The sequence below is a fragment of the Pseudomonas sp. NPDC086251 genome (genome assembly GCF_044746405.1).
Taxonomy (GTDB): Bacteria; Pseudomonadota; Gammaproteobacteria; order Pseudomonadales; family Pseudomonadaceae; genus Aquipseudomonas.
This window is the reverse complement of record NZ_JBIVBY010000041.1, coordinates 1-24,259: the sequence shown is the minus strand read 5'-3', so window position 1 is coordinate 24,259 and position 24,259 is coordinate 1. Positions and strand designations below refer to the sequence as shown.

Sequence of the window (24,259 nt, the reverse complement as noted above, 5' to 3'; positions counted from 1 at the left end):
TTTTTAGTAATCGTCAGAAGGCAAAGCACGAGCAACCGAAGGCGCCCCAGAACCCGGCGAAATCGCTGACCGGCGCGTTCGACAAGCGCGCCCGATCATGGCTGTGGGCATGCACGCCGCACGGTCCACTGCAATGGTGAACCTGCGCCTGCATCGGTGAAGTCGGGCGCCAATGCCCCGGGACTTTCACCACCGGCGACCAGTCCGGAAGCACTGGCACGCTGGCCGGGCCGAGCTTTTCGAAGTCGCCGGCGGCGTACACCACCTTGCCGCCGACCACGGTCAACACCGACTCGATCCACTTGATCGCTTCTTCATCGACGCTGAAAAAGTCCGCACTCAGGGCCGCGACGTCCGCCAGCTGGCCGACCTTGATCATGCCCTTCTTGCCCTGCTCGGAAGAAAACCAGGCGCTGCCATGGGTGAACAACTCCAGCGCGGTTTGACGTGACAGGCCCTCGGCGTGCAGTTCCAGGCCACCGACGGTGCGACCACTGACCATCCAGTACAACGAGGTCCATGGATTGTAGCTAGACACCCGAGTCGCGTCGGTGCCGGCGCCCACCGGTACACCTTCGGCGAGCATGCGTTTGATCGGCGGCGTCGCTTCGGCCGCTTTGGCGCCATAACGCTCGACGAAATATTCACCCTGGAACGCCATGCGATCCTGAATCGCAATGCCGCCACCGAGCGCCCTCACCCGCTCGATGTTCTGTGGGGTAATGGTTTCCGCATGGTCGAAAAACCACGGCAGGCCATTGAACGGAATATCGCGATTGACCTTCTCGAACACGTCGAGCATGCGGCTGATGGATTCGTTGTACGTCGCGTGCAAACGGAACGGCCAGCGCTGCTCGACGAGGTGGCGCACCACCGGTTCCAGTTCGTCCTCCATGGTTTGCGGCAGGTCGGGGCGTGGCTCGAGGAAGTCTTCGAAATCCGCCGCCGAGAACACCAGCATTTCCCCGGCACCGTTGTGCCGCAGGTAGTCGTCGCCCTGGTGCAGGGTGACGCTGCTGGTCCAGTTCTTGAAGTCAGTCAGCTCTTCCTTGGGCTTCTGGGTGAACAGGTTGTAGGCGATGCGAATGGTCAGTTGCTGGTCTTTGGCCAACTGCTCGATCACCTGGTAATCGTCCGGGTAATTCTGGAATCCACCGCCGGCATCGATCGCGCTGGTGAGGCCGAGACGGTTGAGCTCACGCATGAACTGACGGGTCGAGTTGACCTGATACTCCAGCGGCAACTTCGGCCCCTTGGCCAGCGTCGAGTACAGAATCATCGCGTTGGGCCGCGCGACCAGCATGCCGGTCGGGTCACCATTGGCATCGCGCACAATCTCGCCCCCCGGCGGGTTCGGCGTGTTGCGGGTGTAGCCGGCAACGCGCAACGCGGCGCGGTTGAGCAAGGCGCGGTCATACAAATGCAGGACGAACACCGGGGTGTCGGGTGCGGCCTGATTGAGTTCTTCCAGGGTCGGCATGCGCTTTTCAGCGAACTGGAATTCGTTCCAGCCACCCACCACGCGCACCCATTGTGGCGTCGGCGTGCGGTCGGCCTGATCCTTGAGCATGCGCAAGGCATCGGCCAGCGACGGCACGCCTTCCCAACGCAGTTCCAGGTTGTAGTTCAGGCCGCCACGGATCAGGTGCAAGTGCGAGTCGTTGAGGCCGGGAATCACGCAGCGGCCCTTCAGGTCAATCACCTGAGTGCCCGAACCGCGCAGGGCCATGGCCTCGGCATCGGTGCCGACCGCGACGAAGCGGCCGTCGCGGATGGCCACGGCACTGGCACGCGGGTTTTCCCGGTCGACGGTATGAAATTGGCCATTGAACAAAATCAGATCGGCGTTCATCGCGTTTCCTTGGAGGGAGTGGAATGGGACAGCCAGGGCGCGAACAATCGGGTCGCCATGGGCATGAACAGGTACACCACCGAGACCACGATGGTCAGCGTGATCAGGAACGTGGCGACCACATAATTGGAGAGCACCGCGTTGAGCCGCAGCACCGGCCCCCAGATCAGCGGCACCAGCAAGGTGTGCGGCAGAATCACCAGCAACGTCACCACGGCCTGCTTCCAACGCGGCGGTGGCGTGGCAGCGTCAGCCTGCGGGGCGAACCAGAACTCATTGACCGGATTGACCTCGGTCTGGTCGCCGTCCGCGAGCATCGGCGTCGCTTCGTTGACCAGCGCCAGCCGTTGCGGCGAGTCGAGCCAACGCTGCATGGCGTCGGTGGAGCAAAAGCGCAGCACGCAGGTGTACATGTCGAGACCGGCGTTCTTGCCCCGCATCACGTCCACGCCCAAGTGTCCTTCCTGCTGCCCGGCGACACTGACAATGTTGCGCAACCAGGCCGCATAAGGCACTTCAAAACCGGCCTTCACCCGGTGTTTGATCACCAGGGTCACGACTTCCTCGAAACCCCGTGCGGGTGTGTCGATTGCGTTGGATTCAGGCATAACGAAAGGCTCCGGCAAATCGGTGATTGATCGCCAGCCGTCCCGGCCCGGCAATGAAAAGGCTGGTGAACAGAATCAACAGCAGCCAGCCGAACTGCCCTTCATCGATGCTCCATTGCGGATGCACAATCACCAGCGCCACCAGTAGCAGAAACAGAATGGGCAAGCACGCCAAACGCACCAGCGCCCCGGCGATAATCAGCAACGGGCACAGCACTTCGGCGAAAATCGCCAGCATCAACGTGAGGTTCGCCCCCAGGTGAAAAGGGTCTTCGATGCGTTGCAGTTCCGCGCTGTAGTTAAGCAGCTTCGGCAAACCGTGCACCCACAACAAAAACAACCCACCGCTGACCCGCAGAAACAACAGCCCGAAGTCCTGGGCCCGTTCATTCCATCGCGAAGTGTTCATGGCCTGACCTGTACAAAAGAAAAACCACCGGCAAGGCTTCGCCGGGACCGATTCGATAGTGCCGGGGCGGGAGCGGGGAAAATTGGATGTACGTGCTCTTTTTGCGAAGGCGGAGTGTCAGCCAACATCTCTGCTGAATGAACTACCGCAATCGCGAGCAGGCTCACTCCCACAGTTTGATTGCGGGACATCAGCAGGAGATTGGTTGACTGGCCGGGCGCCTTCGCGAGCAAGCCCGCTCCCACAGTTTGATTGCGGGACATCAGCAGGAGATTGGTTGGTTGGCCGGGCGCCTTCGCGAGCAGGCTCGCTCCCACAGTTTGATTGCGGGACATCAGCAGGAGATTGGTTGACTGGCCGGGCGCCTTCGCGAGCAGGCTCGCTCACACAGTTTGATCGCGGGACATCAGCAGGAGATTGGTTGACTGGCCGGGCGCCTTCGCGAGCAAGCCCGCTCCCAAAGTTTGATTGCGGGACATCCGCAGGAGATTGGTTGGCTGGCCGGGCGCCTTCGCGGGCAAGCCCGCTCCCACAGTTTGATCGCGGGACATCAGCAGGAGATTGGTTGACTAGCCGGGCGCCTTCGCGAGCAAGCTCAGCTCCTACAAAGAAGCGAGAAAGCCGAAAAGCCGAAAAGCCAAGCGACGTACCGCTTCGCTCCCCACCACTCATCAGGCCGAGCGTTAGCTCGCCTTCAGCTCTTGATCTTGCTTTTGATCTGCCCGCCCCTTCGGCAGGCTGAGTGGAGGTGTTCATCCGGGGAGTGGCGCGCAGCGCCGTTCGACGCAGTCGAACACGCTGCATGTAGGTCGTCGCGAAGCAGACCGGAGGGCAGTGTCCCCGGATGAATACCGGAGCGAAGGAACGCCGAGCCTAAGCGAGGGGCCGGACGCCGGGGCGAGCGTTTTTTTGCTTACTTTTTTGAGGCGTTTGTCAAAAAAGTGAGTCGCCGTAAGGGCGAAACCCTAAGCCGCCGTTACCGCAGCAATGGATATGTACCCCTGAAAGAACATGGTCGGCTATCAGGCCGCCATCGCTGGCAGGCCAGCTCCCACATTGGACGGTGTACATCTGCGAGAGCTTGGTCGGCTATCAGGCCGCCATCGCTGGCAGCCCAGCTCCTACAGGGCCGGGATGTTCAGCGGCTCCGACATAAACTGACCAATGCGCCCCCGCAACCACCGCTCCGCCGGATCATTGTCATGCACCCCACTCCAGGCCATCGACAACTGCGCCGCCTCAATCGGAAACGGCGGATCCTCCGCCCGCAACGCACACCCCTCAACCAACGCACACGCCGCATAATCCGGCACCGTCGCAATCATCTCAGTCCCGGCCAGCAACGCCCGCAACCCACTGAACTGCGGAACCCCCAACACCACCCGCCGACAGCGCCCGATCTTGGCCAGATCAAGGTCAATGTTGCCGCTCAAATCCCCCGAAAACGAAACCATCGCATGCGGCCGCGCACAATACTCATCCAGCGTCAGCGTCCCCGGCCGCTTATCGCCGCGCAGCACCTTGCACGGAATGTCCCGCAGCTTCTTGCGCTTGGCATTCGCCGGCAAATCCGTGGTGTAACTCACCCCCACCGAAATCTCCCCGGACGCCAGCAACGCCGGCATCAACAGATAATTCGCCCGACGCACCACCACGATGATCCCCGGCGCCTCCTCCCGCAATTGCGTCAACAACGGCGGAAACAAACCGAACTCGGCATCGTCCGAAAGACCAATGCGAAACACATCGCAACTGGTCGCCGGATCAAACTCCTTGGCCCGACTGACCGCACCCGAGATCGTGTCCATCGCCGGCTGCAGCTCCTTGAGAATCGCCAACGCCCGCCCCGTCGGCTCCATCCCGCGACCGTTGCGCAACAGCAACGGATCGTCAAACAGATCGCGCAGTCGTCCCAGCGCCGCACTCACCGCCGGCTGGCCCATGAAGAGTTTTTCAGCGACACGGGTCAGATTCTTTTCGAACATCAACGCCTCGAAAATCACCAACAGGTTCATGTCGACACGGCGCAAATCGTTACGGTTCATAGGCACGGTTCCCTTGTGTATTCAGCCAGGCGCGAGGATGACAATTGTGTCTGACTTTACTCAAGACTGCCCACCACGAACGAGGAATTAACAACGTTTAACTCGCCTGCCAGAGCCCCTGCGCCCAAGAATTGAATCCCACCGACACGGACATTTGCCATGGCTCACTTTCAGCAAAATTCCGCCCGAACAACCGTCACTGAAACGCGCAAGAAAACCACCGGCGGCCTGACCCCGTGGCGCGAACACCTGGCCAAGCAACTGATCCTCGACCGGCTCGGCGAAACCGTGGAAGTGACCGAACTGGCACGCGCCTGCGCCCTCTCACGCAGTCACTTTTCCCGCGCGTTCAAGTGCAGCACCGGGCTGTCGCCCCAGGACTGGATTCGTCAGCAGCGCATCGCCCGGGCCAAGCAACTGATCCGGGACACCGACCTCAGCCTCACGCAAATCAGCCTCGAATGCGGCTTTTGCGATCAGGCGCATTTCTGCCACATCTTCACCCGCAGCGAAGGCATCAACCCATTCGCCTGGCGTTGCCGCGCGGCGCGTTCCCAGCCCCACCGCCCCACCTTCACCGCTCAACTCCACGCCTCATAAATCCCGACGCCGCACACCCCGTAGCAGCACTGCATCCGGCCCTGTAGGAGCTGTCGAGCTGTGCGAGGCTGCGATCGGCTGCGAAGCAGTCGTGAAATCAGACACTGCGGTGTGTCAGTAGAAACGTGCATGCAGGGTTTACGACTGCTTCGCAGCCGATCGCAGCCTCGCACAGCTCGACAGCTCCTACAGAGCCGAGCGCAGCCTCGCAGGCTCGACAGCTCCTACAGAGTCGGATGCAGGCTGCGCCGGGGCACATTAACCCTTGAGGAATGCCAGCAGATCAGCGTTGAGCTGGTCCTTGTGGGTATCGGTCAAACCATGGGGCGCGCCGGGGTAAACCTTCAGCGTTGACCCCTTGACCAGGTTTGCCGACGCAATGCCCGCCGCTTCTATCGGCACCACCTGATCCGCATCGCCATGCACCACCAAAGTCGGCACGTCGAATTTTTTCAGGTCTTCGGTGAAATCGGTTTCGGAAAACGCCTTGATGCAGTCATAGGCGTTCTTGTGGCCGGACGTCATGCCTTGCAGCCAGAACGCGTCGATCATGCCTTGGGAAGGCTTGGCGTCAGGTTTGTTGAAGCCGAAGAATGGACCGCTGGCGAGGTCGATGTACAGCTGCGAACGGTCGGCCAGGGACGCTTGGCGAATGCCGTCGAACACTTCGATCGGCAGGCCACCGGGATTGGCGTCGGTCTTGAGCATCAGCGGCGGCACCGAAGAAATCAGCCCGGTCTTGGCCACGCGGCCGGTGCCGTGGCGACCGATGTAACGCGCCACTTCACCGCCGCCGGTGGAGAAGCCGAACAGTACGGCATCTTTCAGATCCAGCAATTCGATCAACTGCGCCAGGTCATCGGCGTACGTGTCCATGTCATTGCCGAACCATGGCTGGCTGGAGCGGCCATGGCCGCGGCGGTCGTGGGCGATGATCCGGTAGCCTTGGGACGCGAGGAAAATCATTTGCGATTCCCAGCTGTCGGCATTCAGCGGCCAGCCGTGGCTGAAGACGATGGGCTGACCGGTGCCCCAGTCCTTGTAGTAAATCTCGGTGCCGTCTCGGGTGGTGAACGTACTCATGCGATGTTTCCTTGGCGAGTGGGTGGGTGAATCAAACCGGTGGGTGGCTCATGCGTTCGGCCAGGCGCGCCACCCGCTCTCCCAGGTGGGCGGCGGTGTGGCGATCTTCAGGAGGTGGGGCAAGGTCGGGGGACTGTTCGACATTCGATTGGGCCATGGCGCCCAGCGAGCTGCCGAGGCGATTCAGCTGGCCATCGAACACACCGATGCTGCTGCGCGCCGGCAGCAGGTCGAGGCCGACCCAGATCATTGAGTGTTGCGCGGCGAACACCGCCATCTGCAACAGGGTGTTGAGTTTGTCGCCGCACAGGCAGCCGGAGTTGGTGAAGCCGGCGGCGAGCTTGTCGCGCCACGGCTGGGCCAGGTAGAACGCGGCGGTGGCATCCATGAACCCCTTGAAGGGCGCCGAGGCGCTGCCCATGTAGGTTGGGGCGCCGAAGATGATGGCGTCGGCGCGGTGCAAACAGTCCCAGTGTCGATCCACATCCTCGACCGGAATCAACTGGCAGGTGCTGCCCAGGTGCCGTTCCACGCCCTGGGCCACGGCGTGCGCCATGACTCGGGTGTGCCCGTAGCCACTGTGATAAACCACCACCACGTTGCTCATTCCGGCGTCCTCCAGACAAATCAAATCCCTTGTAGGAGCTGTCGAGAGAAACGAGGCTGCGATCTTTTGATCTTTAAGAATGCCGAAGATCAAAAGATCGCAGCCTCGTTTCTCTCGACAGCTCCTACAGGATTGGAGTAGACCGGACACACGACGAGTTAAACGTTGTTAATTCTCCCTGGCGCGCTAAAAGCCCCAACGCTCTCTTTGTCGCCCTCGCGACCAATAGATACTAGGCTGTGGACGGCGCCGGGAAATCCGCAGTCGCAGCGAACACCCGACAGTCACCCGATCAGCGCATTGCGCTGATCAAAAATCCTGAGGAAACTGCTCGGAAACCGCGTACTAGACGGATGCAAGCAGGAGTGACCCGTTGACCCTTTCCCCCGAACAGGCCATCCATTTCGGCCCCTACCGGATCTACCCTGGCCAACGCCTGGTGATGGAGGCCGACCAGCCCCTGCGCCTGGGCCGGCGCGCCATGGACATCCTGTTGATCCTGCTGGAACACGCCGGCAATGTGGTCAGTAAACAGGAGCTGATGACCCGGGTCTGGCCCAAAAGCGTGGTGGAAGACATCAACCTGCGGGTGCACATGGCGGCCCTGCGCAAAGCCCTCGGCGACGGTCAGGCCGGCCAGCGTTACATCGTCACCGTGGCCCATCGCGGCTATAGCTTTGTCGCGCCGTTTTCGCTGGAACAGACCGAGCAACATCCCGAACACCAGGGACAGCCACCGAGCCGCCACAACCTGCCCGTGCGGCGCACGCGCCTGATCGGTCGCCAGACCCTGGTCGACAGCCTGGTGGTCCGGCTGTCACGCCAGCGCTTCATCACCCTCGTCGGCCCCGGCGGTATCGGCAAGACCACCGTGGCCCTGCGCGTCGCCGAGCAGTTGATCGGTCGTTACCGGGACGGCATTCGCCTGTTGGACCTGGCGCCGATCAACGACCCGATGATGATCACCGCGCATCTGGCGACGCTGCTTGACCTGTCGTTGCACGATGCCGAACCGATGAGCGGCCTGGCGACCTTCCTGCGCGAGCGGCAGATGCTGCTGGTCATCGACAACTGCGAACACCTGATCGATGCCGTTGCGCTGCTCTGCGAATGCATCCTGCGCGGCGCGCCCGAGGTGCACATCCTGGCCACCAGCCGCGAGAGCCTGCGGGCCGAAGGCGAGTACGTCGAGCGCCTGGAGTCGCTGGACTGCCCACCGCCCATCGCGGTGCTTGACCGCGCCCAGGCCATGACTTTTTCGGCCCTGCAACTGTTCGTCGAGCGGGCGATGGCCAGCCACGACAATTTCGACCTGAGCGATGACGAGCTGCCACTGTTGATGGAAATCTGCCACCGGCTGGACGGTATTCCGCTGGCGATCGAACTGGCCGCGGCGCAGGTCGGCCACTTTGGCTTGAGTGGGTTGTTGGTGCAGCTGCAAGGCAGTTTTCGCCTGCTCACCCAAGGCTGTCAGACCACGCTGGCGCGGCATCAGACCCTGCGCGCCACGCTGGACTGGAGCTTCGACCTGCTCAGCCCCTGCGAACAAACCTGCCTGCGGCGATTGGGCGTATTCCGTGGCGGCTTCACGCTGGAGTCAGCGGCGGCGGTGATTGTCGGCGAACACATCGAGCCGAGCGAAGTGTTTGGCTCGATCACGCAACTGGTGGCCAAGTCCTTGTTGAACGTCGAGGTGGGCGACGAAGAGGTGTTCTACCGCCTGCTCGACACCACCCGCAGCTACGCCCTGGAGAAACTCGACCAGGCCGCCGACCTGCCGGGCACTCGCGAACGCCACGCCGAACGCTGCCTCGCGTTGATGCATCAGGCCCAGAACGATTGGGAGCTGATCCCCACCGGCCTGTGGATCGAGCGGTATGCCCGCAGCCTGGAAGACATTCGCTCGGCCCTCGATTGGGGCTTGAATGCTGACGGGCCGCCGATGTTGGCGATCCGGCTGACGGCGACCTCGACACCGCTCTGGCAGGAGCTGTCGCTGCTCAAGGAGCACGGCGTTTATGTGCGCAAGGCGCTGGCACTGCTCGATTCGGCACCCGAACCCTGCCCCCGGTTGAAAATGGCCCTGAAGCTGGCCCTCGGCAGTTCCTGCTATCACACCCAGGGCGGCACCGCGGAAACCATCGAAGCGTTCGTCAGCGCCAGATTCCTGGCCAAAGGCTGCAACGATGTGGCTGGTCAGCTCCGAGCGGTTTCCGGGCACATGGCCGTCAATCTCAGTTGCGGCAACTACCAAATGGCGCTGGCGCAGAGCCTGCAATTCGACCGACTGGGCGTGAACGGCGATGCCGTGCTGTCGCTGAGCACCCATCGCTTGCGGGTGCTGGCCCTGCACTTTGCCGGGGATCAGCAACAAGCCCGGGAGAATGCCGAACAGGTCATCCAGCGCATGGCCCAGAGCGGGCACCTCAACCGCTTCACCCATGGTTTTGGCGTGCAGTACGATCAGAGCGTGGCAGCCCTGACGATTCTGGCGCGCATCCTCTGGTTGCAGGGCCACCCGGAACAAGCCTGGCGCACGGCCCGACAGGCACTGGACATCGCGATCCAGATCAACCACGGCACGTCCATTTGCTACACCCTGGCCTTGTCCGGCTGCCTGATCGCCCACTACAACGGCAACACCCGGACCGCCCGCGACCTGTTGCGGCTGCTGTTGGAACAAGCGCAGAAACACTCGGTGCTGCTGTTCTACACCTGGGCCCGGCACTACGCGCAGGTAATCGACCAGGCTGAAGCGCAATTGCCCACGCCACCGGGTGGCGGTTTGATCAAGGAAATCATGGTCACGCTGGACAGCGGTTTCGTCGATGACGCCTTGCTGCAACGCGCCGACAGCGGCACGGCAGGCTGGAGCACGGCGGAAATTCTGCGGGCTCGGGCCGCCACGCTGTTAGCAGATCATGACCCGGAGAATGCCGACGCCGCCGAGGCGATATTGATCAGGGCGTTAAACGTCGCAAAACGCCAAGGCGCCCTGGCCTGGGAACTGCGCAGCGCCACCTCGCTGGCGCAGCTCTGGCAGCGTCAGGGCCACTGTCAGCGAGCCCATGAGCTGCTGGCGCCGATCTACAACCGGTTCACCGAAGGTTTTGCCACACCGGACCTGACGACCGTCCGGCGCCTACTCGACGCCTTGCAGCGTCACTTGGCCGCCTGAGCACCAGCGCGCCTGGCTGGTGTAGCGCGCGTAACGCCTCTCAAAAGTGCGTAAGTCGCCACTGTGCTCAAGCTTCTCAAGCGCATAGGTGCGCGTGGTGTTGAGAAAACGGTAACGGGGCACGCCGTTGCCCTGCTCCAGCGACAGCAACGACTTGAGCGTCAGCCCTTCCACCACATCAGCCAGGGTCGAGGGCAACAGCGCCGCGCAACTGATCACGCCAATCGCCGCGTCCAGCGTGAACGCCAACTTGAACACCGCCAGGCGCTGCAACACGGTTTGCTCCAACAGGCTCAGCCGTTCATAGCTCCAGTCCAGCGCGGCTTTGAGCGTCTGATGCCGGGGTACGGCGGTGCGTCGGCCTTGGGTCAGCAGCTGAAAACAATTGTCCAGTTGCGCTTGCAACCCCACCAGCGCCAGCGCGTCGATCTGCGCCGCCGCCAGTTCAATGGCCAACGGCAAACCATCGAGTCGGCGACAAATCTCGCGCACCGCTTTGAGGTCCTGCTCGCGCAGGGCAAAGCCTTGCTGACGCGCTCGGGCCCGGCTGACAAATAACTGCACCGCCGAATAGCCCATGACTTCGGTGACACTGTGCAACGCCGAGGCTGGCGGAACTGCCAGGGCCGGCAAACGCTGGACTGTTTCTCCCGCGGCCAGCAGAGGTTCGCGGCTGGTGGCCAGGATCGACAGCCGTGGCGCCAAAACCAGCAGGTCCTCGATCAACGTCCGGCAGCGCGTTCGCAGATGTTCGCAGTTGTCGAGGACCAGCAACGTATGCCGCTGCGCCAGCACAGCCAGGGTCGTTCCGACCTCCAGCTCAAGGGTGCGCGTCAGGTGATCGACCACCTGCGCGGGATCATCAATCGACGCCAGATCCACCAGCCAGACGCCGTCCTGATAATGCTGCAACAGCAGTTCGGCCACGCGTAATGCGACCGTGGTCTTGCCGATTCCGCCCGGCCCGACCAGGGTCATGAAACGCCGAACCGGCAACTGTCGGACCATACTGCCAACGACTGAGTCTCGACCGGTGACCGGCGTGAGTCGCGCTGGCAGATTGTGCTGAAGCTTCTGCACGGTCGCGATCGGCGTGCCTTCGCGCTCGCTCAGCACCGGGGCGATAAAGCGGTAACCGCGTTGGGGAATATTGACGATGTAGCGCTGCCCGCCCTGGCCGTCGCCAAGGGCACGACGCAAAGCGGCGATGTGCACGCGCAGGTTGATTTCTTCCACCACCGAGGTCGGCCAGACGTGGGCAATCAGTTCGTCCTTGCTGACCACCTCACCGGCGCGCTCGACCAGCACCTGGAGGATATCCAGGGCGCGCCCGCCCATGCGCAGCGGCCGATCACCTTCCAGGATCAGCCGTTGCCGCAGGTGAAAGGCGTAGGGGCCAAACCGCAGCACCGCATCGCAGTTGATAGCTCTGAGACAGTTCATGCACGTTCACGTGCTGAAACCTGGCCCGGCGTTCAGTGCAGAACAATCCATCGCACCCGCCCTCCAGACTCCCGCACCTCCATTGCAAAGCATTCACCGGTATCTTGGCAGGCCTCGGTGACGGTACAACTGTCGCGGTGGGAGCGTCACGGCCATCAGGGTGCGCGCAACGGACAACTTTGCTCTAACTGAACTGTTCGCGGTACTGGCTCGGGGTCAGGCCAAGCTTTTCACTGAACAGAAAACGCATGTGCCGCACGCTGCCGAAGCCGCTTTTGAAGGCCACGGTCTTGAGCGGCAGGTCGCTGGTTTCCAGCAGACTCCTGGCGCGGTCGATGCGCGCACTTTGCAGGAACTCCATCGGCGTCATGTTCACTTCCCGGGCAAACACCCGAGCGAAATGCCGTGCACTCATGTTCGCCAGGCCGGCCATGCATTCGACGCTGAAGGCTTTATCAAGGTGTTCAAGCAGGTGGTTTTGCACGCGAGTGACGGCCGTTTCCTGAGGGGCCACTGCGGCCGTCAATGGGCTGAACTGTGCCTGCCCGCCCTGGCGTTTCATCACCACCAGCAGCACTTTGGCCACGTCCTGGGCGACTTTCTTGCCGTGGTCCTCAGCCACCACGGCCAGCGCCAGGTCGATGCCGGCGGTGACGCCGCCGGAGGTAATCAGGTTGCGGTCCATTACGTAAATCTGATCGTTCTCCACCATCGCCTTGGGAAAACCTTTGATCAACCGTTCGGTGTAATGCCAGTGCGTGGTCACGCGATAACCGTCCAGCAAACCGGCGTGCCCCAGCACGAACGCGCCGGTGCAGATCGAGCCATAGCGTCGAGCCCGGCTGACCGCACCCGGAAGCCAGCGGAGCAACCGAGGATGTTTTTCGTCGTAAGCACCCGGACCACCCGGCACCAGCAGTAAGTCATAGCTCGCACCCGCCTGATCAATGTGCAGATCGGCGTGGACGCTGACGCCGTTGGAGGCCCGCAGCGCGCCGGGCTCGCTGCCGATGGTCAACAGCTCATAACGGTGCTCCTGCGCCAGATAACGATTGGCGATGGAGAACACCTCCATGGGACCGGCTATATCGAGCAGGAGAAAGTCCGGAAACAACACCATTGCCACGGTTTTCATGGGTTCAAATTCCTGTAGGAGCAAAGCTTGCTCGCGAAGGCTGCAGTACATTCAACATAACCGGTGACTGACACACCGCTTTCGCGAGCAAGCTTCGCTCCTACAGGGGTTTGTTTTAGGCACCGGGATGCTGTGGCGGAGGAGGATACCTGAATCAGCGCCAAATACTGTCAACCTCAAAGGGACAGTCTTTCAATTTACATCTACTTATTGCACTCACCAGTAAACATTAACCTTCTCCTCACTCGGACGAATCAACGTCCCCACAGGAGATTTCATCATGCTGACCCTTCGCAAAGCTTCCGATCGCGGTCTGGCCAATCATGGCTGGTTGAAGTCGTTCCATACCTTTTCCTTCGCCAGCTACCGTAACCCGAAAGAGCAGGGTTTTTCCGACTTGCTGGTGATCAACGATGACCGGGTTGCCGCCGGCAAAGGCTTTGGCCAGCACCCGCACCGCGACATGGAGATTTTCTCTTATGTGCTCGAAGGTGCCCTGGAACACAAGGACACGCTCGGCACCGGCTCGGTGATCCGCCCCGGTGACGTGCAACTGATGAGCGCCGGCAGCGGCGTGGCCCACAGCGAGTACAACCACTCGGCCACCCGGCCGGTGCACTTCCTGCAAATCTGGATCGTGCCGGACGTCAGTGGCGCCAAACCGCGTTATCAGCAAGAGCATTTCAGCACGCAAAAGAAACGCGGGCGTCTGCAACTGATCATCTCCCCCGACGGGGCCAAGGGTTCGCTGAAAGTGCGTCAGGATGCGCGGGTGTATGCCGCGTTGATCGACGGCAAGGAAAGCGCCGCCCTGGAGCTGGCCGCCAATCGTTACGCTTATGTGCATGTCGCTCGCGGCAGCGTTGAACTTAACGGCGTGCAGTTGCAGGCAGGCGACGGCGTACGGGTTCGCGATGAGCAGGTGCTGACCCTGAGCAACGGCGTGGATGCCGAAGTGCTGGTGTTCGACCTGCGGCCTCAAGAACTGCCGGAAATGCCATAACGATCGAGAGATCGCAGCCTCGTTTTACTCGACAGCTCCTACAGGCGTACGCAACCCCTGTAGGAGCTGTCGAGAGAAACGAGGCTGCGATCTTTTGACTTTCATTCCCCCGTCCCGGAAAACCCCGCAACAATCTCATCAATCACCACCCGCACCCGAGCGGTATGCCGCAGGTCCGCGTGGGTCACCAGCCAGATGTCATACGGCACCGGGCGCGTACGCTCCGGCCACAGCCTGACCAACCCGTCCCTCTCCCCCATGTACAGCGGAATTTCCCCCAGCCCGATCCCCGCCGCAATGGAGCGGCGCACCAGCAGGCTGGAACTCAGGCTCGCCACAATCCGGCCACGGCCCAGGGGTTCCGAGACCAGCGTCATATCCTTGTGACCCTGCAAATACGGCTGATAAACTACCAGGTCATGCCCTTCAAACGCCGATCCCGGCTCTGGCATGCCGTGACGCTCCACATAGTCACGAGACGCAAAAAGCCCCACCGGCCAGCGCGCGATGCGTCGGGCGATCAGGTCCGGGTTATCCGGCCGGGTATTGCGCACCGCGATATCGGCTTCGCGTTTCGCCAGGCTGAGAATCTGCGTCGAGGCGTCCAGCTGCACCCGCACCTCGGGGTGTTGTTCATGCAAGCGCGCAATGGCCGGGATCAGGAAATCGATGGCCAGGGAATCCGTGGTGCTGACCCTTACTAGCCCGGTCAACCGGTCGTCGAGCCCTTGAATCTGCCGCTCCAGCTCCAGCGCCGAATGCTCCATTTTTTCCACGGAGCGCAACGCCGCTTCGCCGACCGCCGTCAACGCATAGCCCTCGGAAGTACGAAGAAACAGTGTCGCGCTCAAGGACTTTTCCAGTGCCGCAATCCGTCGGCCGACCGTGGCCTGATCAACCCCCAAAACCCGCGCCGCGCCGCGCAATGTCGATTCGCGGCAGACCGCGAGAAATACCCGTGCGTCATCCCAATTCATACGGCTCTCCTCTGCTGCATATACGCATCACTGTAACGTGAATTCGCAGCGTTATTGCATCAAAGAATCTCGATATGCTGAGCACCAGAGTAAAACCCACAGGACATTTCCCATGCATGGCACACAGCATCCCTCCGAGACACCGCGCAGCGCGATCTGGCTGCCGATCTTCGCCGGCCTCAGCGCCAGCCTGGTCAGTATTGGCCTGGCGCGCTTTGCCTACACGCCGTTGATTCCATCGTTGATCGAGGCGCACTGGTTTTCCGCCAGCGACGTGGTCTACCTCGGCGCGGCCAACCTGATCGGTTACCTGATCGGCGCATTGATCGGCCGACCGCTGGCCCAGCGCACCTCCAATAAAACCGCCTTGCGGCTGATGATGCTGGCCGTGACCCTGGCGTTTTTCGCCTGTGCGTTCCCGTTGTCGGTGTTGTGGTTCTTTGGCTGGCGTCTGCTCTCGGGCGTTGCCGGTGGCGCAATAATGGTGTTGGTGGCCGCGACCGTGTTGCCCCATGTGCCGGCATCTCGCAGAGGACTGGCCAGTGGTGCGATATTCCTTGGCATCGGCCTGGGCATTGCCGGATCGGGCACGATTGTGCCGCCACTGCTGAGCCTTGGCTTGCGCGACACCTGGTTGGGCCTGGGCCTGCTGTCACTGATCCTGACCGCAGCGAGCTGGTTTGGCTGGCCGTCATCCACGCACCATGAGCCCGCCACCGTGCAGGGCAATACGGCGCAGTCACCGACCCCTCCGAGTATCTATCTGTTGTTCGCTCAATACGCGTTCATGGCGGCAGGCCTGGTGCCGGCCATGGTGTTTTTGGTGGATTACGTGGCCCGTGGGCTCGGTGCCGGGCCGCACGTCGGAGCGCTGATCTGGGTGATGTACGGCCTCGGCGCGATCGTCGGGCCGGTGAGTTATGGTTTCCTGGCCGATCACTGGGGTGCACGGTTGAGCATTCGATTGGTGCTGGTGGTACAAGCGATTGCGCTGGGCCTGTTGTCGATCTCCAGTTCCTTCATGGCCCTGGCCTTGCTGGCCGTGATCCTCGGCTCGTTCCCGCCGGGCATCGTCCCGCTGGCGTTGGCCCGGGTTCACGAACTGATTCCGCAGCACCATCAGCAGCAAATTGCCTGGAGCCGCGCCACCGTGTCGTTCGCCACGTTCCAGGCCATCGCCGGGTTCGCCTACTCCGCCCTGTTCAACGCCAGCGGTGGCCATCACGCCTTGTTGTTCATTATCGCTGGCGGGGCCATTGTCGTGGCGTTGCTGTTGGAACTGGCGATGCGGTTGCTGAGTCGACCGAACGAGGGGGTCTGTGTTCAGCCAACCATCGTATGAACAAAACAGACCCTATGTGGGAGCGGGCTTGCTCGCGAAAGCGTAGTGTCAGACACCCACACTGCAGGATGTGCCGCCGTCTTCGCGAGCAAGCCCGCTCCCACACTGGATCGGTGCATCGAACTGAATCATTCGTACTCAAAACAGGTACCCCAAATGACCCTGCCCCAAACCATGACCCTGATTGAAATCACCCAGCCCGGCGGCCCCGAGGTTTTACAGCCGCGCCAGGCACCGGTGCCAACCGCTGGCGTAGGCGAAGTGCTGATCCGCGTGCATGCCGCCGGGGTCAATCGTCCCGACGTGATTCAACGGTCCGGCAAGTACCCGATGAAACCCGGCATGAGCCCGATCCCCGGGCTTGAGGTGGCCGGCGAAGTGGTGGCCATCGGTGCAGGCGTCACCGACTTTATCCTCGGCGATAAAGTCTGTGCCCTGACCAACGGCGGCGGCTACGCACAGTATTGCGTCGCACCGGCCGGCCAGACACTGCCGATCCCCGAGGGGATGGATTGGGTGCAAGCGGCGGCAGTCCCGGAAACCTTCTTCACGGTGTGGGCCAACCTGTTCGACATGGGCGGTGCCAGTAAAGGCCAGCGCGCGTTGATCCACGGCGGCACCAGTGGCATCGGCACGACCGCGTTGATGCTGTGCCGCGAATTCGGGGTCAAGGCGTTTGCCACGGCGGGCAGTGAGGAAAAGTGTGCGGCGATCCGCAAACTGGGGGCCGAGGCGATCAACTATCGCGATCAGGATTTCGTCCAGGTCATCCAGGAAAAAACCGCCGGCAAGGGCGTCAATGTCATCCTCGACATCATGGGCGGCTCGTACCTGAACCCGAACATCGCGGCGTTGGGCATGGAAGGTCGACTGGTGATGCTGGGCTTCCTCGGCGGCGCTCACGCCAAGGACGTCGACCTGCTGGCGATCATGAGCAAACGCGCGATCATCACGGGCTCGCTGTTGCGCCCGCGCACCCCGGAAGAAAAAGCCTCGATCGCCGAACAGCTGCGCGAGTATGTCTGGCCGGTCCTCGCCGCCGGGCGTTGCCTGCCGATGATCGATCAGGTCTATTCGCTGACCGATGCGGCACAGGCTCATGCGCGGATGGAAGCCGGCGATCACATCGGCAAGATCGTGTTGCGCGTGGATTGACCCGCAAAACCTCTGTAGGAGCCGAGCTTGCTCGCGAAGGCGGATTCACATTCACCCTGAGTGTCGACTGACACACCGCCTTCGCGGGCAAGCCTCGCTCCTACAAGGGGCGGTGAACGGCTGTCGAAATTTTTCCCGCCCCCGGCAGGCTTCTGTTAAAAACGGTGCTTCATGTTTTTACCGTGGATGACACCCGTGCCCTCTTCCCTTCTCACTCGCCTGCGCCAACGCTGGCTGCCGCTGCTATGCATGGCCGCACTGGTCGTCGGCCTGCCGGTGAGTTGCGGGGTGCTCAAGTACAAAGAGCGCGAGTTGCTGTTTCGCATCGAACCGGGCACGGCCGGCTGGTACCGCGGCTTGCCGCAGGACGTTCAGGAGTTCGACATCACGCCGGCGAGTTTCAAGGCCGGGCAAAACCTGCATGCCTGGTGGTGGCCGGCCGCGCGCCGCGATGCGCCGTCGATCCTTTACCTGCACGGCGTGCGCTGGAACCTGACCGGCCAGGCATTCCGCATCGAGCAATTGCGGGCCATGGGCTATTCAGTGCTGGCCATCGACTACCGCGGGTTTGGCCAGAGCAAGGGCGACTTGCCGTCAGAGGCCAGTGTTTACGAAGACGCCCGAGCCGCCTGGGAGCGTTTTACAGCGATGCAACCGGACGCCAACAAACGCCTGATCTACGGGCATTCCCTGGGTGGCGCGGTGGCCATTGATCTCGCAGCCGACCTGGCCGCACAGGCGAAAAAAGACCACGGTGCCATACCGGCGCGTGGCCTGGTGATCGAGTCCACATTCACCTCACTGGGCGATGCCGTGGCGCAAGTGGCCGACAGCAACCTGCCAGTCAAGTGGCTGCCGGTGCGTTGGCTGCTGTCACAGAAATTCGATTCCATCGACAAGATCGTCGACATAGACATGCCACTGTTGGTGGTGCATGGCTTGGCCGATCCGTTCATGCCCTCGCGGTTCAGCCAGCAGCTGTTCAATGCCGCCAACCAACCCAAGCGCCTGTTGCTGATACCCGGCGGTACGCACAACAACAGCATGAGCCTCGGTGGTCCTCAGTATCGCCAGGCACTCGATGGCTTGATGAAAGCCAAACCAGCGCAGATGGCCGGGCCTAGCGGTAACCTCGGGCTTGCAGGTTAAACAACTGCGCGTAACGCCCGCCCGCCGCGACCAGGCTGTCGTGATCGCCACGCTCCAGAATCGTCCCCTGATCCAGCACGATGATGTGGTCCGCATTGCGCACGCTGGAAAACCGATGCGAGATCAACAAGGTCATGCGGCCTTCGGTGTGCTCACTGAAATGCTCGAACACCGCCGCTTCCGCCGCCGGGTCGAGCGCCGAGGTCGGCTCATCGAGAATCAGGATATCGGCGTTGCGCCGCATGTAAGCGCGGGATAAAGCAATCTTCTGCCATTGCCCGCCAGACAGTTCCTGTCCACCGGCAAACCAGCGTCCCAGTTGCGTGGCATAACCTCGATCCAGGCGTTCGATAAACGGCGCGGCCATGCCCTCGGCCGCCGCGTCTTGCCAGCGCTGTTCATCGTTGAACGCCAAAGTATCACCGACGCCGATGTTCTCGCCGACGGAAAACTGATAGCGGATGTAATCCTGAAAAATCACCCCGATACGCCGGCGCAGCGCCTCTTCTTCCCACGCCTGCAAATCGCTGCCATCGAGCAGAATGCGGCCCTGATCGGGACGATAAAGGCGGGTCAGCAACTTGATCAGCGTGGTCTTGCCTGAACCGTTCTCCCCCACCAACGCCAGACTGTGCCCCGGCACCAGATGCAGATCGATACCCGCCAGTGCGGCACGACTTGCCCCCGGATAGCTGAAACCGACGTTCTCGAAACGCAAACCATCGCCGGGCAGCGCACCGACCGTAAGACTGCCGGTGTCGGTGACTACCGGTTCCGCCAGGTATTCATAGAGGCTGGACAGGTAGAGGCCATCTTCGTAAAGACCGCTGATGGCGCTCAGGCTGCTGCTCACCGCTGACTGTCCCTGCTTGAACAGCACCAAATACATGGTCATCTGCCCCAGGCTGATAGTGCCGTGGACGGCATCGATCACCACCCAGGCATACGCCAGATAAAACGCCCCGGTGCCCAGCAGCCCGAGCACGAATCCCCAGCCATCACGGCGCAACGTCAGTCGACGGTCTTCGGCGTAGAGTCGGGCGAATGTCTCGCGATAACGCGTCAACAGCAGCGGCGCGAAACCGAAAAGCTTGACCTCTTTGATGTAGCCCTCATGGGAGAGCAGCGTCTCGATGTACGTCTGCTGCCGGCTCTCCGGTGCACGGCGGGTGAACAGCCGAAAGGCGTCCCCGGAAAAATGCGCTTCGGCAAAAAACACCGGCAACGCACCGACCACCAACAACACCAGCGCCCAGGGCGAAAAGTGCACCAGTAACACGCCGAAGCTGATCAACACGATCAGGTTCTGGATCAGCCCCAACGACTTCATCACCAGGGCCAATGGCCGCGTCGACGCTTCTCGCCGGACCCGGACCAACTTGTCGTAGAACTCCGAATTCTCGAACTGCACCAGCGACAACGTCTGGGCCTTCTCCAGAATCATCGTGTTGACCTTCTGCCCCAGTTGCACCCGCAGCAATGATTGCTGGACCGACAGCGCACGCTGGGTCCCGGACAACAACGCGAGCACGCCGGCCTCAAACAGCACATAACGCAGCACCGGCCACATCGGCGCGCTGCCTTGCTGCGCATGCAATTGCATGGCGAACACCACTGCATCGACGATACGCTGGCCCAACCAGGCCGCCAGCGCCGGCAGCACCCCGGCGATCAGCGTCGCCAGTACCAACCCCAGAAACAACCCGCGAGAGGTGCCCCAGACCAGCAGCAGGGCACGTCGCGCCTGGTCGAGCAATGAGGCAACGCGATCGAGGCTGACGCTCATTCAGCCGGCCCCGCGGCGAGCCGTTTGTCCTCAAACCGCGCCCGGTAACGGCCCGGACTTTCCCCCGTCCACTTCTTGAACGCCCGATGGAACGCGCTTGGTTCCTGGAAGCCCAGTTGCTCGGCAATATCGCCGATGCTCGCCCGGCTCTGGCGCAATTGCTCGAAGGCAACGCCACGGCGCACCTCGTCCTTGATCTCCTGGTAGGAACAGCCTTCCCGTTCCAGCTTCCGGCGGAAGGTGCTGGGGCTCAAGTGTTGTTCCAGGGCGAAATCCTGCAAGGTCGGCCAGTCGCTGTAATGGCTGTTACGCAGGCGCTGATGGACCTGCGATGCCAGGCCATGCTGGTTACGGAAACGGATTACCAGCCATTGCGGCGCGGTGCGCAAAAACACTTTCAGCGACGCCAGATCCTGAACCACCGGCAGGCGCAGGTAGTGACTGGCGAACTCGATTTCAGTGCGCTCGGCGCCAAAGGTCAGGTTGGGGCCCCAGAGCAAACGGTCATCGCTGAGGGAGATGCGCTCATGGCGAAAATCCGCACGATCGATGGGGATACGTCGTCCGCCCAGCCAGCACAGCAGGCTGATCATCAACACCAGAAACGTCTCCTCGCCCAAACGACTGACGTCACGGTTGGGCGAGCGGTTCTGCAAGCTGATCACCGCACGCTTGCCGCGCACCGTCAGCGTGCCGCGAAAGTCGTGGAGGAACAGCGCGAAATTGGCCAGGCATTGGCGCATGGCCTTGTGCAGATCAGGCTCCTGAATCAACGCGCGGCAGATCAGGGCAAAACTGCCCGGCGGCATGCCATGGGAGTCGAGCCCGAAGAATTCGTCGTTCAGCTCGCGAATCTGAATCAACCATAACGCTGCAAATGCGCTGGCCGGTACCCGCGCGGTGGGTTGCGCCATCAACGCCGGGTCGATGCCTGCTTGCTCAAGCGCAGCCTTGAGCCGCTGCGGATCGTCCCCCAGCCCATGGAGCATTGCCTGCACGAAGTAGACGGCAACCGAGTCCTTTTCCCGCATGTGAACGCTTCTCTCCCCATTACCTGAATGGCAAAAAACACCAGTGCCGTTGAACAGTTCCGGCATAGGACAACCGCCCTGCCGGCTCTAGACTCGCGGCCAATAGTACGCCTTCGGCCGTTGCGGCGGCCAAGGTATTGCCGTGCTGTTCGCACGGGATTGATCAGAAGGACTTCGAACATGAACTTGCAAAACATCGGCGTGATCGGCGCAGGCACCATGGGCAATGGCATTGCGCAAGTCTGCGCCCTGGCCGGCTTCAACGTGACCTTGCTCGACATCTCCGAGAGCGCCCTGCAAAAAGCCATCGCGACGGTCGGCAAAAACCTTGATCGACAGGTCGCCAAGGACACGTTGACCGAAGAGCAAAAGCTTGCCGCCCTCGACAGAATCCGCACCAGCACCGATTACAGCAGCCTGCAAAACGCGCAACTGGTGATCGAAGCGGCGACCGAAAACCTCGACCTGAAACTGCGCGTGCTGCAACAGATCGCCGCACAGGTCAGTACCGAGTGCGTGATCGCCTCCAACACCTCGTCGCTGTCGATCACCCAACTCGCCGCCAGTGTCAGCCAGCCTGAGCGCTTCATCGGCCTGCACTTCTTCAACCCGGTACCGGTGATGGGCCTGATTGAAGTCATCCGTGGCCTGCAAACCAGCGACGCCACCCATGCCCTGGCGCTGGACATGGCCACCACCCTCGGCAAAACCGCAATCACCGCCGGCAACCGTCCGGGGTTTGTGGTCAATCGGATTCTGGTGCCGATGATCAACGAAGCGATCCTGGTGTTTCAGGAAGGCCTGGCCAGCGCCGAAGACATCGACGCCGGCATGCGCCTGGGCTGCAATCAGCCCATCGGTCCGCTGGCGTTGGCGGACCTGATCGGTCTGGACACCGTCCTGGCCATCCTAGAAGCGTTCTATGACGGCTTCAACGACAGCAAATACCGCCCTGCTCCACTGCTCAAGGAAATGGTGGCCGCCGGTTACCTGGGACGCAAAACGGGGCGCGGCTTCCATGCCTATGCCTGAGCGCTGCTCACGTTTCGCCGAATACCGGGACAAGGTGCTGGAGCTGTTCGCCAGCAAGGGCTTCGGGCAGGTCGGCATGCGTGAGCTCGCCACGTGCCTGGGGCTCGCTCCAGGCTCGCTGTATCACCATTACCCCAGCAAACAGCACTTGCTGCTCGACCTGATCGAGGAGTTCTATGAAGAGCTGTTGGCAACCTTGGGCCGCATCGAGCAAAAGGCCCCGGCTAAACGCGACAGGCTGCCTGCCCTTATCCGTGCGCACCTGAACCTGCATCAGGAAATGCCTTGGCATTTTCGACTGGCGGAGCGTGACAGCGGCTGCCTGAATGAAGAGCAACAGGCACGTGTCCAGCAGTTGCGCGAGCAATATGAGCGCAAGCTGTTGCAGATGCTCGGGGTCCGATCGCGGTTCAGTGAACAGGGCCTGCTGGCCGCCGGGCATGCGATTGCCAACTTGCTCAACAGCGCGCCCGGTTGGCTGGCGCAGCATTCGCTGGATGAGCAGGCGCGTGATGAGCTGTTGGAGAATCTGGTGAGCGGAGGCATTGAGCGCTTGCTGGCACCCCGGCGCGTGCAGGAAGCGATAAGCCTTGCCCAACCCATAGAGAAAACATCTAAAAAAATCCTCCTGCACGCCGCGATTTAGCGCTTTGCTACCCGAGTCAACGTCCATCGGAATTCACTGACGAACCAGACGTCAAACCGATGTGTACCCTCAATGACCGGGAGCGCAAACATGAAAATCAATCCCTATCTGATCTTCAACGGCGACTGCAAAGCTGCCTTCACCTTCTATGCCCAAGCCTTGCAAGGCCAGATCGAAATGATGATGACGTTCGGTGAAAGCCCGGCGCGCGAGCATTTTCCGGCGGACCTGCACAACCTGATCATCCATACCCGCTTGTCGGTGGGCGACCAGGCGATCATGGGCTCGGACACCACGCCGGATCGCCCCACGGATGAAATGGCCGGCTGCTCGGTCTCGCTGAATGTCGACAGCATTGCCGAGGCGGAACGAATTTTCGCTGCATTGGCGGAAGACGGCAGCGTACAAATGCCACTGGAAGCCACATTCTGGGCGGCGCGTTTCGGAATGTTGGTCGATCGGTTTGGTGTGTCGTGGATGGTCAATTGCGAAAAGGATCAGTGAAATTGGCTGCTGACACTTTTCGCCAGGCATGAAAAAGCCCAACCTGAAAAGGTTGGGCTTCTGGCAACTCCGGGTCCGTCTGCTACCGTCAACAAGCCACCCGTTTGTAGCGGATTCTTCGGAGATCAGCCCTATGTCGGCTTACAACGCGTCTTGGTTCACTCGTTTCAAAATGTCATTGCTGGCAGGAGGTCTCGCCGCCGCTTTCCTCGCGCTCAGTGGTTGCGCCACCGTCGATGCGCAGACCACTGCTTATGTGGGCGTCGAGCATCCCGCGCCGACGCTGGCCAGCGAGGTCGTCGTGTTGCGCACTGAGCCCCTGCGCCCGCATGTTCGGCTGGGTGAAGTGCTCATCGATGCCAGCGTCGAACCCGCCCCGCCCATTACCGAGGTCGAACAAAAACTCCGTGAGGAATCCGCCAAGCTCGGCGGCGATGCCGTGGTGGTGGTCTATGACCATATCCAGGCGGTGGGCGCCTACGTCAGAGGAGGCGTATGGAGTCGAGACGTCGAAACCATCGAAGGCCGAAAACTCAAAGGCATCGTGATCAAGTATCGGTAAATCACTTTCCTGCGGACAAAACAAAACCCCTACCTGCGTACGCAGATAGGGGTTTCGGAATTTAATCTTGACGATGACCTACTCTCACATGGGGAAACCCCACACTACCATC

At 61.5% G+C, this 24,259-nt stretch carries 21 protein-coding genes; 10 read left to right on the top strand and 11 right to left on the bottom strand.

The genetic code is table 11. The annotated features are described in order from the left end of the window. Window positions 1–13: 13 nt before the first annotated feature. The 4 genes from ACIPL2_RS30980 to ACIPL2_RS30965 form a co-directional block, all read right to left on the bottom strand. Window positions 14–1,852: an amidohydrolase gene (locus ACIPL2_RS30980; RefSeq protein WP_401363437.1), complete on the bottom strand. Its 1,839-nt coding sequence runs from the start codon at window positions 1,850–1,852 to the stop codon at window positions 14–16. Further along, entirely contained in the window at window positions 1,849–2,460 is a 612-nt protein-coding gene (locus ACIPL2_RS30975; protein ID WP_401363434.1) for an antibiotic biosynthesis monooxygenase, read from the bottom strand. The genes ACIPL2_RS30980 and ACIPL2_RS30975 overlap by 4 nt, the downstream gene beginning before the upstream one ends. Next, window positions 2,453–2,869: a DoxX family protein gene (locus ACIPL2_RS30970; protein WP_401363431.1), complete on the bottom strand. Its 417-nt coding sequence runs from the start codon at window positions 2,867–2,869 to the stop codon at window positions 2,453–2,455. The genes ACIPL2_RS30975 and ACIPL2_RS30970 overlap by 8 nt, the downstream gene beginning before the upstream one ends. Window positions 2,870–3,990: 1,121 nt before the next feature. Further along, window positions 3,991–4,914 (bottom strand): LysR substrate-binding domain-containing protein, encoded by a 924-nt coding sequence (locus ACIPL2_RS30965; protein WP_401363428.1) that lies wholly within the window; start codon window positions 4,912–4,914, stop codon window positions 3,991–3,993. A gap of 159 nt (window positions 4,915–5,073) precedes the next feature. Here ACIPL2_RS30965 and ACIPL2_RS30960 point away from each other — a divergent pair, with 159 nt between their 5' ends. Then, complete coding sequence (locus ACIPL2_RS30960) at window positions 5,074–5,514, top strand: helix-turn-helix domain-containing protein (RefSeq protein WP_401363425.1); 441 nt, start codon at window positions 5,074–5,076, stop codon at window positions 5,512–5,514. Window positions 5,515–5,772: 258 nt separating this feature from the next. Here ACIPL2_RS30960 and ACIPL2_RS30955 read toward each other — a convergent pair whose 3' ends face one another. Beyond that, window positions 5,773–6,597: an alpha/beta fold hydrolase gene (locus ACIPL2_RS30955; RefSeq protein ID WP_401363422.1), complete on the bottom strand. Its 825-nt coding sequence runs from the start codon at window positions 6,595–6,597 to the stop codon at window positions 5,773–5,775. Between the two features lie 31 nt (window positions 6,598–6,628). Then, window positions 6,629–7,204, bottom strand: a complete 576-nt coding sequence (locus ACIPL2_RS30950; RefSeq protein WP_401363419.1) for a flavodoxin family protein — start codon at window positions 7,202–7,204, stop codon at window positions 6,629–6,631. 373 nt (window positions 7,205–7,577) lie between these two features. Here ACIPL2_RS30950 and ACIPL2_RS30945 point away from each other — a divergent pair, with 373 nt between their 5' ends. Next, window positions 7,578–10,382: an ATP-binding protein gene (locus tag ACIPL2_RS30945; RefSeq protein ID WP_401363416.1), complete on the top strand. Its 2,805-nt coding sequence runs from the start codon at window positions 7,578–7,580 to the stop codon at window positions 10,380–10,382. Here ACIPL2_RS30945 and ACIPL2_RS30940 read toward each other — a convergent pair. After that, window positions 10,347–11,825, bottom strand: coding sequence for an ATP-binding protein (locus ACIPL2_RS30940; RefSeq protein ID WP_401363413.1), 1,479 nt, complete (start codon window positions 11,823–11,825; stop codon window positions 10,347–10,349). The genes ACIPL2_RS30945 and ACIPL2_RS30940 overlap by 36 nt on opposite strands. A gap of 184 nt (window positions 11,826–12,009) precedes the next feature. Beyond that, entirely contained in the window at window positions 12,010–12,960 is a 951-nt protein-coding gene (locus ACIPL2_RS30935) for a GlxA family transcriptional regulator (RefSeq protein ID WP_401363411.1), read from the bottom strand. Window positions 12,961–13,240: 280 nt separating this feature from the next. Between ACIPL2_RS30935 and ACIPL2_RS30930 the strand changes: the two genes are divergently transcribed. Further along, the gene (locus ACIPL2_RS30930) at window positions 13,241–13,963 is read left to right on the top strand and encodes a pirin family protein (RefSeq protein WP_401363408.1); all 723 of its coding nucleotides are present in this window, start codon (window positions 13,241–13,243) and stop codon (window positions 13,961–13,963) included. 101 nt (window positions 13,964–14,064) lie between these two features. Here ACIPL2_RS30930 and ACIPL2_RS30925 read toward each other — a convergent pair whose 3' ends face one another. Next, the gene (locus ACIPL2_RS30925; protein WP_401363405.1) at window positions 14,065–14,940 is read right to left on the bottom strand and encodes a LysR family transcriptional regulator; all 876 of its coding nucleotides are present in this window, start codon (window positions 14,938–14,940) and stop codon (window positions 14,065–14,067) included. Window positions 14,941–15,052: 112 nt separating this feature from the next. Here ACIPL2_RS30925 and ACIPL2_RS30920 point away from each other — a divergent pair, with 112 nt between their 5' ends. The 3 genes from ACIPL2_RS30920 (at window position 15,053) to ACIPL2_RS30910 (ending at window position 18,586) form a co-directional block, all read left to right on the top strand. Further along, on the top strand, window positions 15,053–16,282 hold the full coding sequence (locus tag ACIPL2_RS30920) for a YbfB/YjiJ family MFS transporter (RefSeq protein WP_401363402.1): 1,230 nt from the start codon (window positions 15,053–15,055) through the stop codon (window positions 16,280–16,282). Window positions 16,283–16,438: 156 nt separating this feature from the next. Then, window positions 16,439–17,437 carry an NAD(P)H-quinone oxidoreductase gene (locus ACIPL2_RS30915; protein WP_401363399.1) on the top strand — a complete coding sequence of 333 codons (999 nt, stop codon included), beginning with the start codon at window positions 16,439–16,441 and terminating at the stop codon, window positions 17,435–17,437. Window positions 17,438–17,632: 195 nt separating this feature from the next. Then, complete coding sequence (locus ACIPL2_RS30910) at window positions 17,633–18,586, top strand: alpha/beta hydrolase (RefSeq protein WP_401363396.1); 954 nt, start codon at window positions 17,633–17,635, stop codon at window positions 18,584–18,586. On the opposite strand, the gene ACIPL2_RS30905 is transcribed toward ACIPL2_RS30910, so the two are convergent. Both ACIPL2_RS30905 and ACIPL2_RS30900 read right to left on the bottom strand, forming a co-directional pair. Further along, entirely contained in the window at window positions 18,558–20,372 is a 1,815-nt protein-coding gene (locus tag ACIPL2_RS30905; RefSeq protein WP_401363393.1) for an ABC transporter ATP-binding protein, read from the bottom strand. The two genes, ACIPL2_RS30910 and ACIPL2_RS30905, sit on opposite strands and share 29 nt — an antisense overlap. Then, entirely contained in the window at window positions 20,369–21,403 is a 1,035-nt protein-coding gene (locus tag ACIPL2_RS30900; RefSeq protein WP_401363390.1) for an AraC family transcriptional regulator, read from the bottom strand. The genes ACIPL2_RS30905 and ACIPL2_RS30900 overlap by 4 nt, the downstream gene beginning before the upstream one ends. Before the next feature lie 180 nt (window positions 21,404–21,583). On the opposite strand from ACIPL2_RS30900, the gene ACIPL2_RS30895 reads away from it, so the two are divergent. From ACIPL2_RS30895 to ACIPL2_RS30880, 4 genes are all read left to right on the top strand, one after another. Further along, window positions 21,584–22,435, top strand: a complete 852-nt coding sequence (locus tag ACIPL2_RS30895) for a 3-hydroxybutyryl-CoA dehydrogenase (protein WP_401363387.1) — start codon at window positions 21,584–21,586, stop codon at window positions 22,433–22,435. Next, window positions 22,422–23,081 (top strand): TetR/AcrR family transcriptional regulator, encoded by a 660-nt coding sequence (locus ACIPL2_RS30890; protein WP_401363384.1) that lies wholly within the window; start codon window positions 22,422–22,424, stop codon window positions 23,079–23,081. The genes ACIPL2_RS30895 and ACIPL2_RS30890 overlap by 14 nt, the downstream gene beginning before the upstream one ends. Window positions 23,082–23,171: 90 nt before the next feature. Then, window positions 23,172–23,585, top strand: a complete 414-nt coding sequence (locus ACIPL2_RS30885; protein ID WP_401363381.1) for a VOC family protein — start codon at window positions 23,172–23,174, stop codon at window positions 23,583–23,585. A 133-nt stretch (window positions 23,586–23,718) separates the two neighbouring features. Further along, the gene (locus tag ACIPL2_RS30880; protein WP_401363378.1) at window positions 23,719–24,147 is read left to right on the top strand and encodes a hypothetical protein; all 429 of its coding nucleotides are present in this window, start codon (window positions 23,719–23,721) and stop codon (window positions 24,145–24,147) included. Window positions 24,148–24,259 lie beyond the last annotated feature (112 nt).

Coding starts and splice junctions, on each gene's coding strand:
- ACIPL2_RS30980 (WP_401363437.1), bottom strand. CDS start 1,852: ATGAACGCCGATCTGATTTTGTTCAATGGCCAATTTCATACCGTCGAC.
- ACIPL2_RS30975 (WP_401363434.1), bottom strand. CDS start 2,460: ATGCCTGAATCCAACGCAATCGACACACCCGCACGGGGTTTCGAGGAA.
- ACIPL2_RS30970 (WP_401363431.1), bottom strand. CDS start 2,869: ATGAACACTTCGCGATGGAATGAACGGGCCCAGGACTTCGGGCTGTTG.
- ACIPL2_RS30965 (WP_401363428.1), bottom strand. CDS start 4,914: ATGAACCGTAACGATTTGCGCCGTGTCGACATGAACCTGTTGGTGATT.
- ACIPL2_RS30960 (WP_401363425.1), top strand. CDS start 5,074: ATGGCTCACTTTCAGCAAAATTCCGCCCGAACAACCGTCACTGAAACG.
- ACIPL2_RS30955 (WP_401363422.1), bottom strand. CDS start 6,597: ATGAGTACGTTCACCACCCGAGACGGCACCGAGATTTACTACAAGGAC.
- ACIPL2_RS30950 (WP_401363419.1), bottom strand. CDS start 7,204: ATGAGCAACGTGGTGGTGGTTTATCACAGTGGCTACGGGCACACCCGA.
- ACIPL2_RS30940 (WP_401363413.1), bottom strand. CDS start 11,825: ATGAACTGTCTCAGAGCTATCAACTGCGATGCGGTGCTGCGGTTTGGC.
- ACIPL2_RS30935 (WP_401363411.1), bottom strand. CDS start 12,960: ATGAAAACCGTGGCAATGGTGTTGTTTCCGGACTTTCTCCTGCTCGAT.
- ACIPL2_RS30930 (WP_401363408.1), top strand. CDS start 13,241: ATGCTGACCCTTCGCAAAGCTTCCGATCGCGGTCTGGCCAATCATGGC.
- ACIPL2_RS30925 (WP_401363405.1), bottom strand. CDS start 14,940: ATGAATTGGGATGACGCACGGGTATTTCTCGCGGTCTGCCGCGAATCG.
- ACIPL2_RS30920 (WP_401363402.1), top strand. CDS start 15,053: ATGCATGGCACACAGCATCCCTCCGAGACACCGCGCAGCGCGATCTGG.
- ACIPL2_RS30915 (WP_401363399.1), top strand. CDS start 16,439: ATGACCCTGCCCCAAACCATGACCCTGATTGAAATCACCCAGCCCGGC.
- ACIPL2_RS30905 (WP_401363393.1), bottom strand. CDS start 20,372: ATGAGCGTCAGCCTCGATCGCGTTGCCTCATTGCTCGACCAGGCGCGA.
- ACIPL2_RS30900 (WP_401363390.1), bottom strand. CDS start 21,403: ATGCGGGAAAAGGACTCGGTTGCCGTCTACTTCGTGCAGGCAATGCTC.
- ACIPL2_RS30895 (WP_401363387.1), top strand. CDS start 21,584: ATGAACTTGCAAAACATCGGCGTGATCGGCGCAGGCACCATGGGCAAT.
- ACIPL2_RS30890 (WP_401363384.1), top strand. CDS start 22,422: ATGCCTATGCCTGAGCGCTGCTCACGTTTCGCCGAATACCGGGACAAG.
- ACIPL2_RS30885 (WP_401363381.1), top strand. CDS start 23,172: ATGAAAATCAATCCCTATCTGATCTTCAACGGCGACTGCAAAGCTGCC.
- ACIPL2_RS30880 (WP_401363378.1), top strand. CDS start 23,719: ATGTCGGCTTACAACGCGTCTTGGTTCACTCGTTTCAAAATGTCATTG.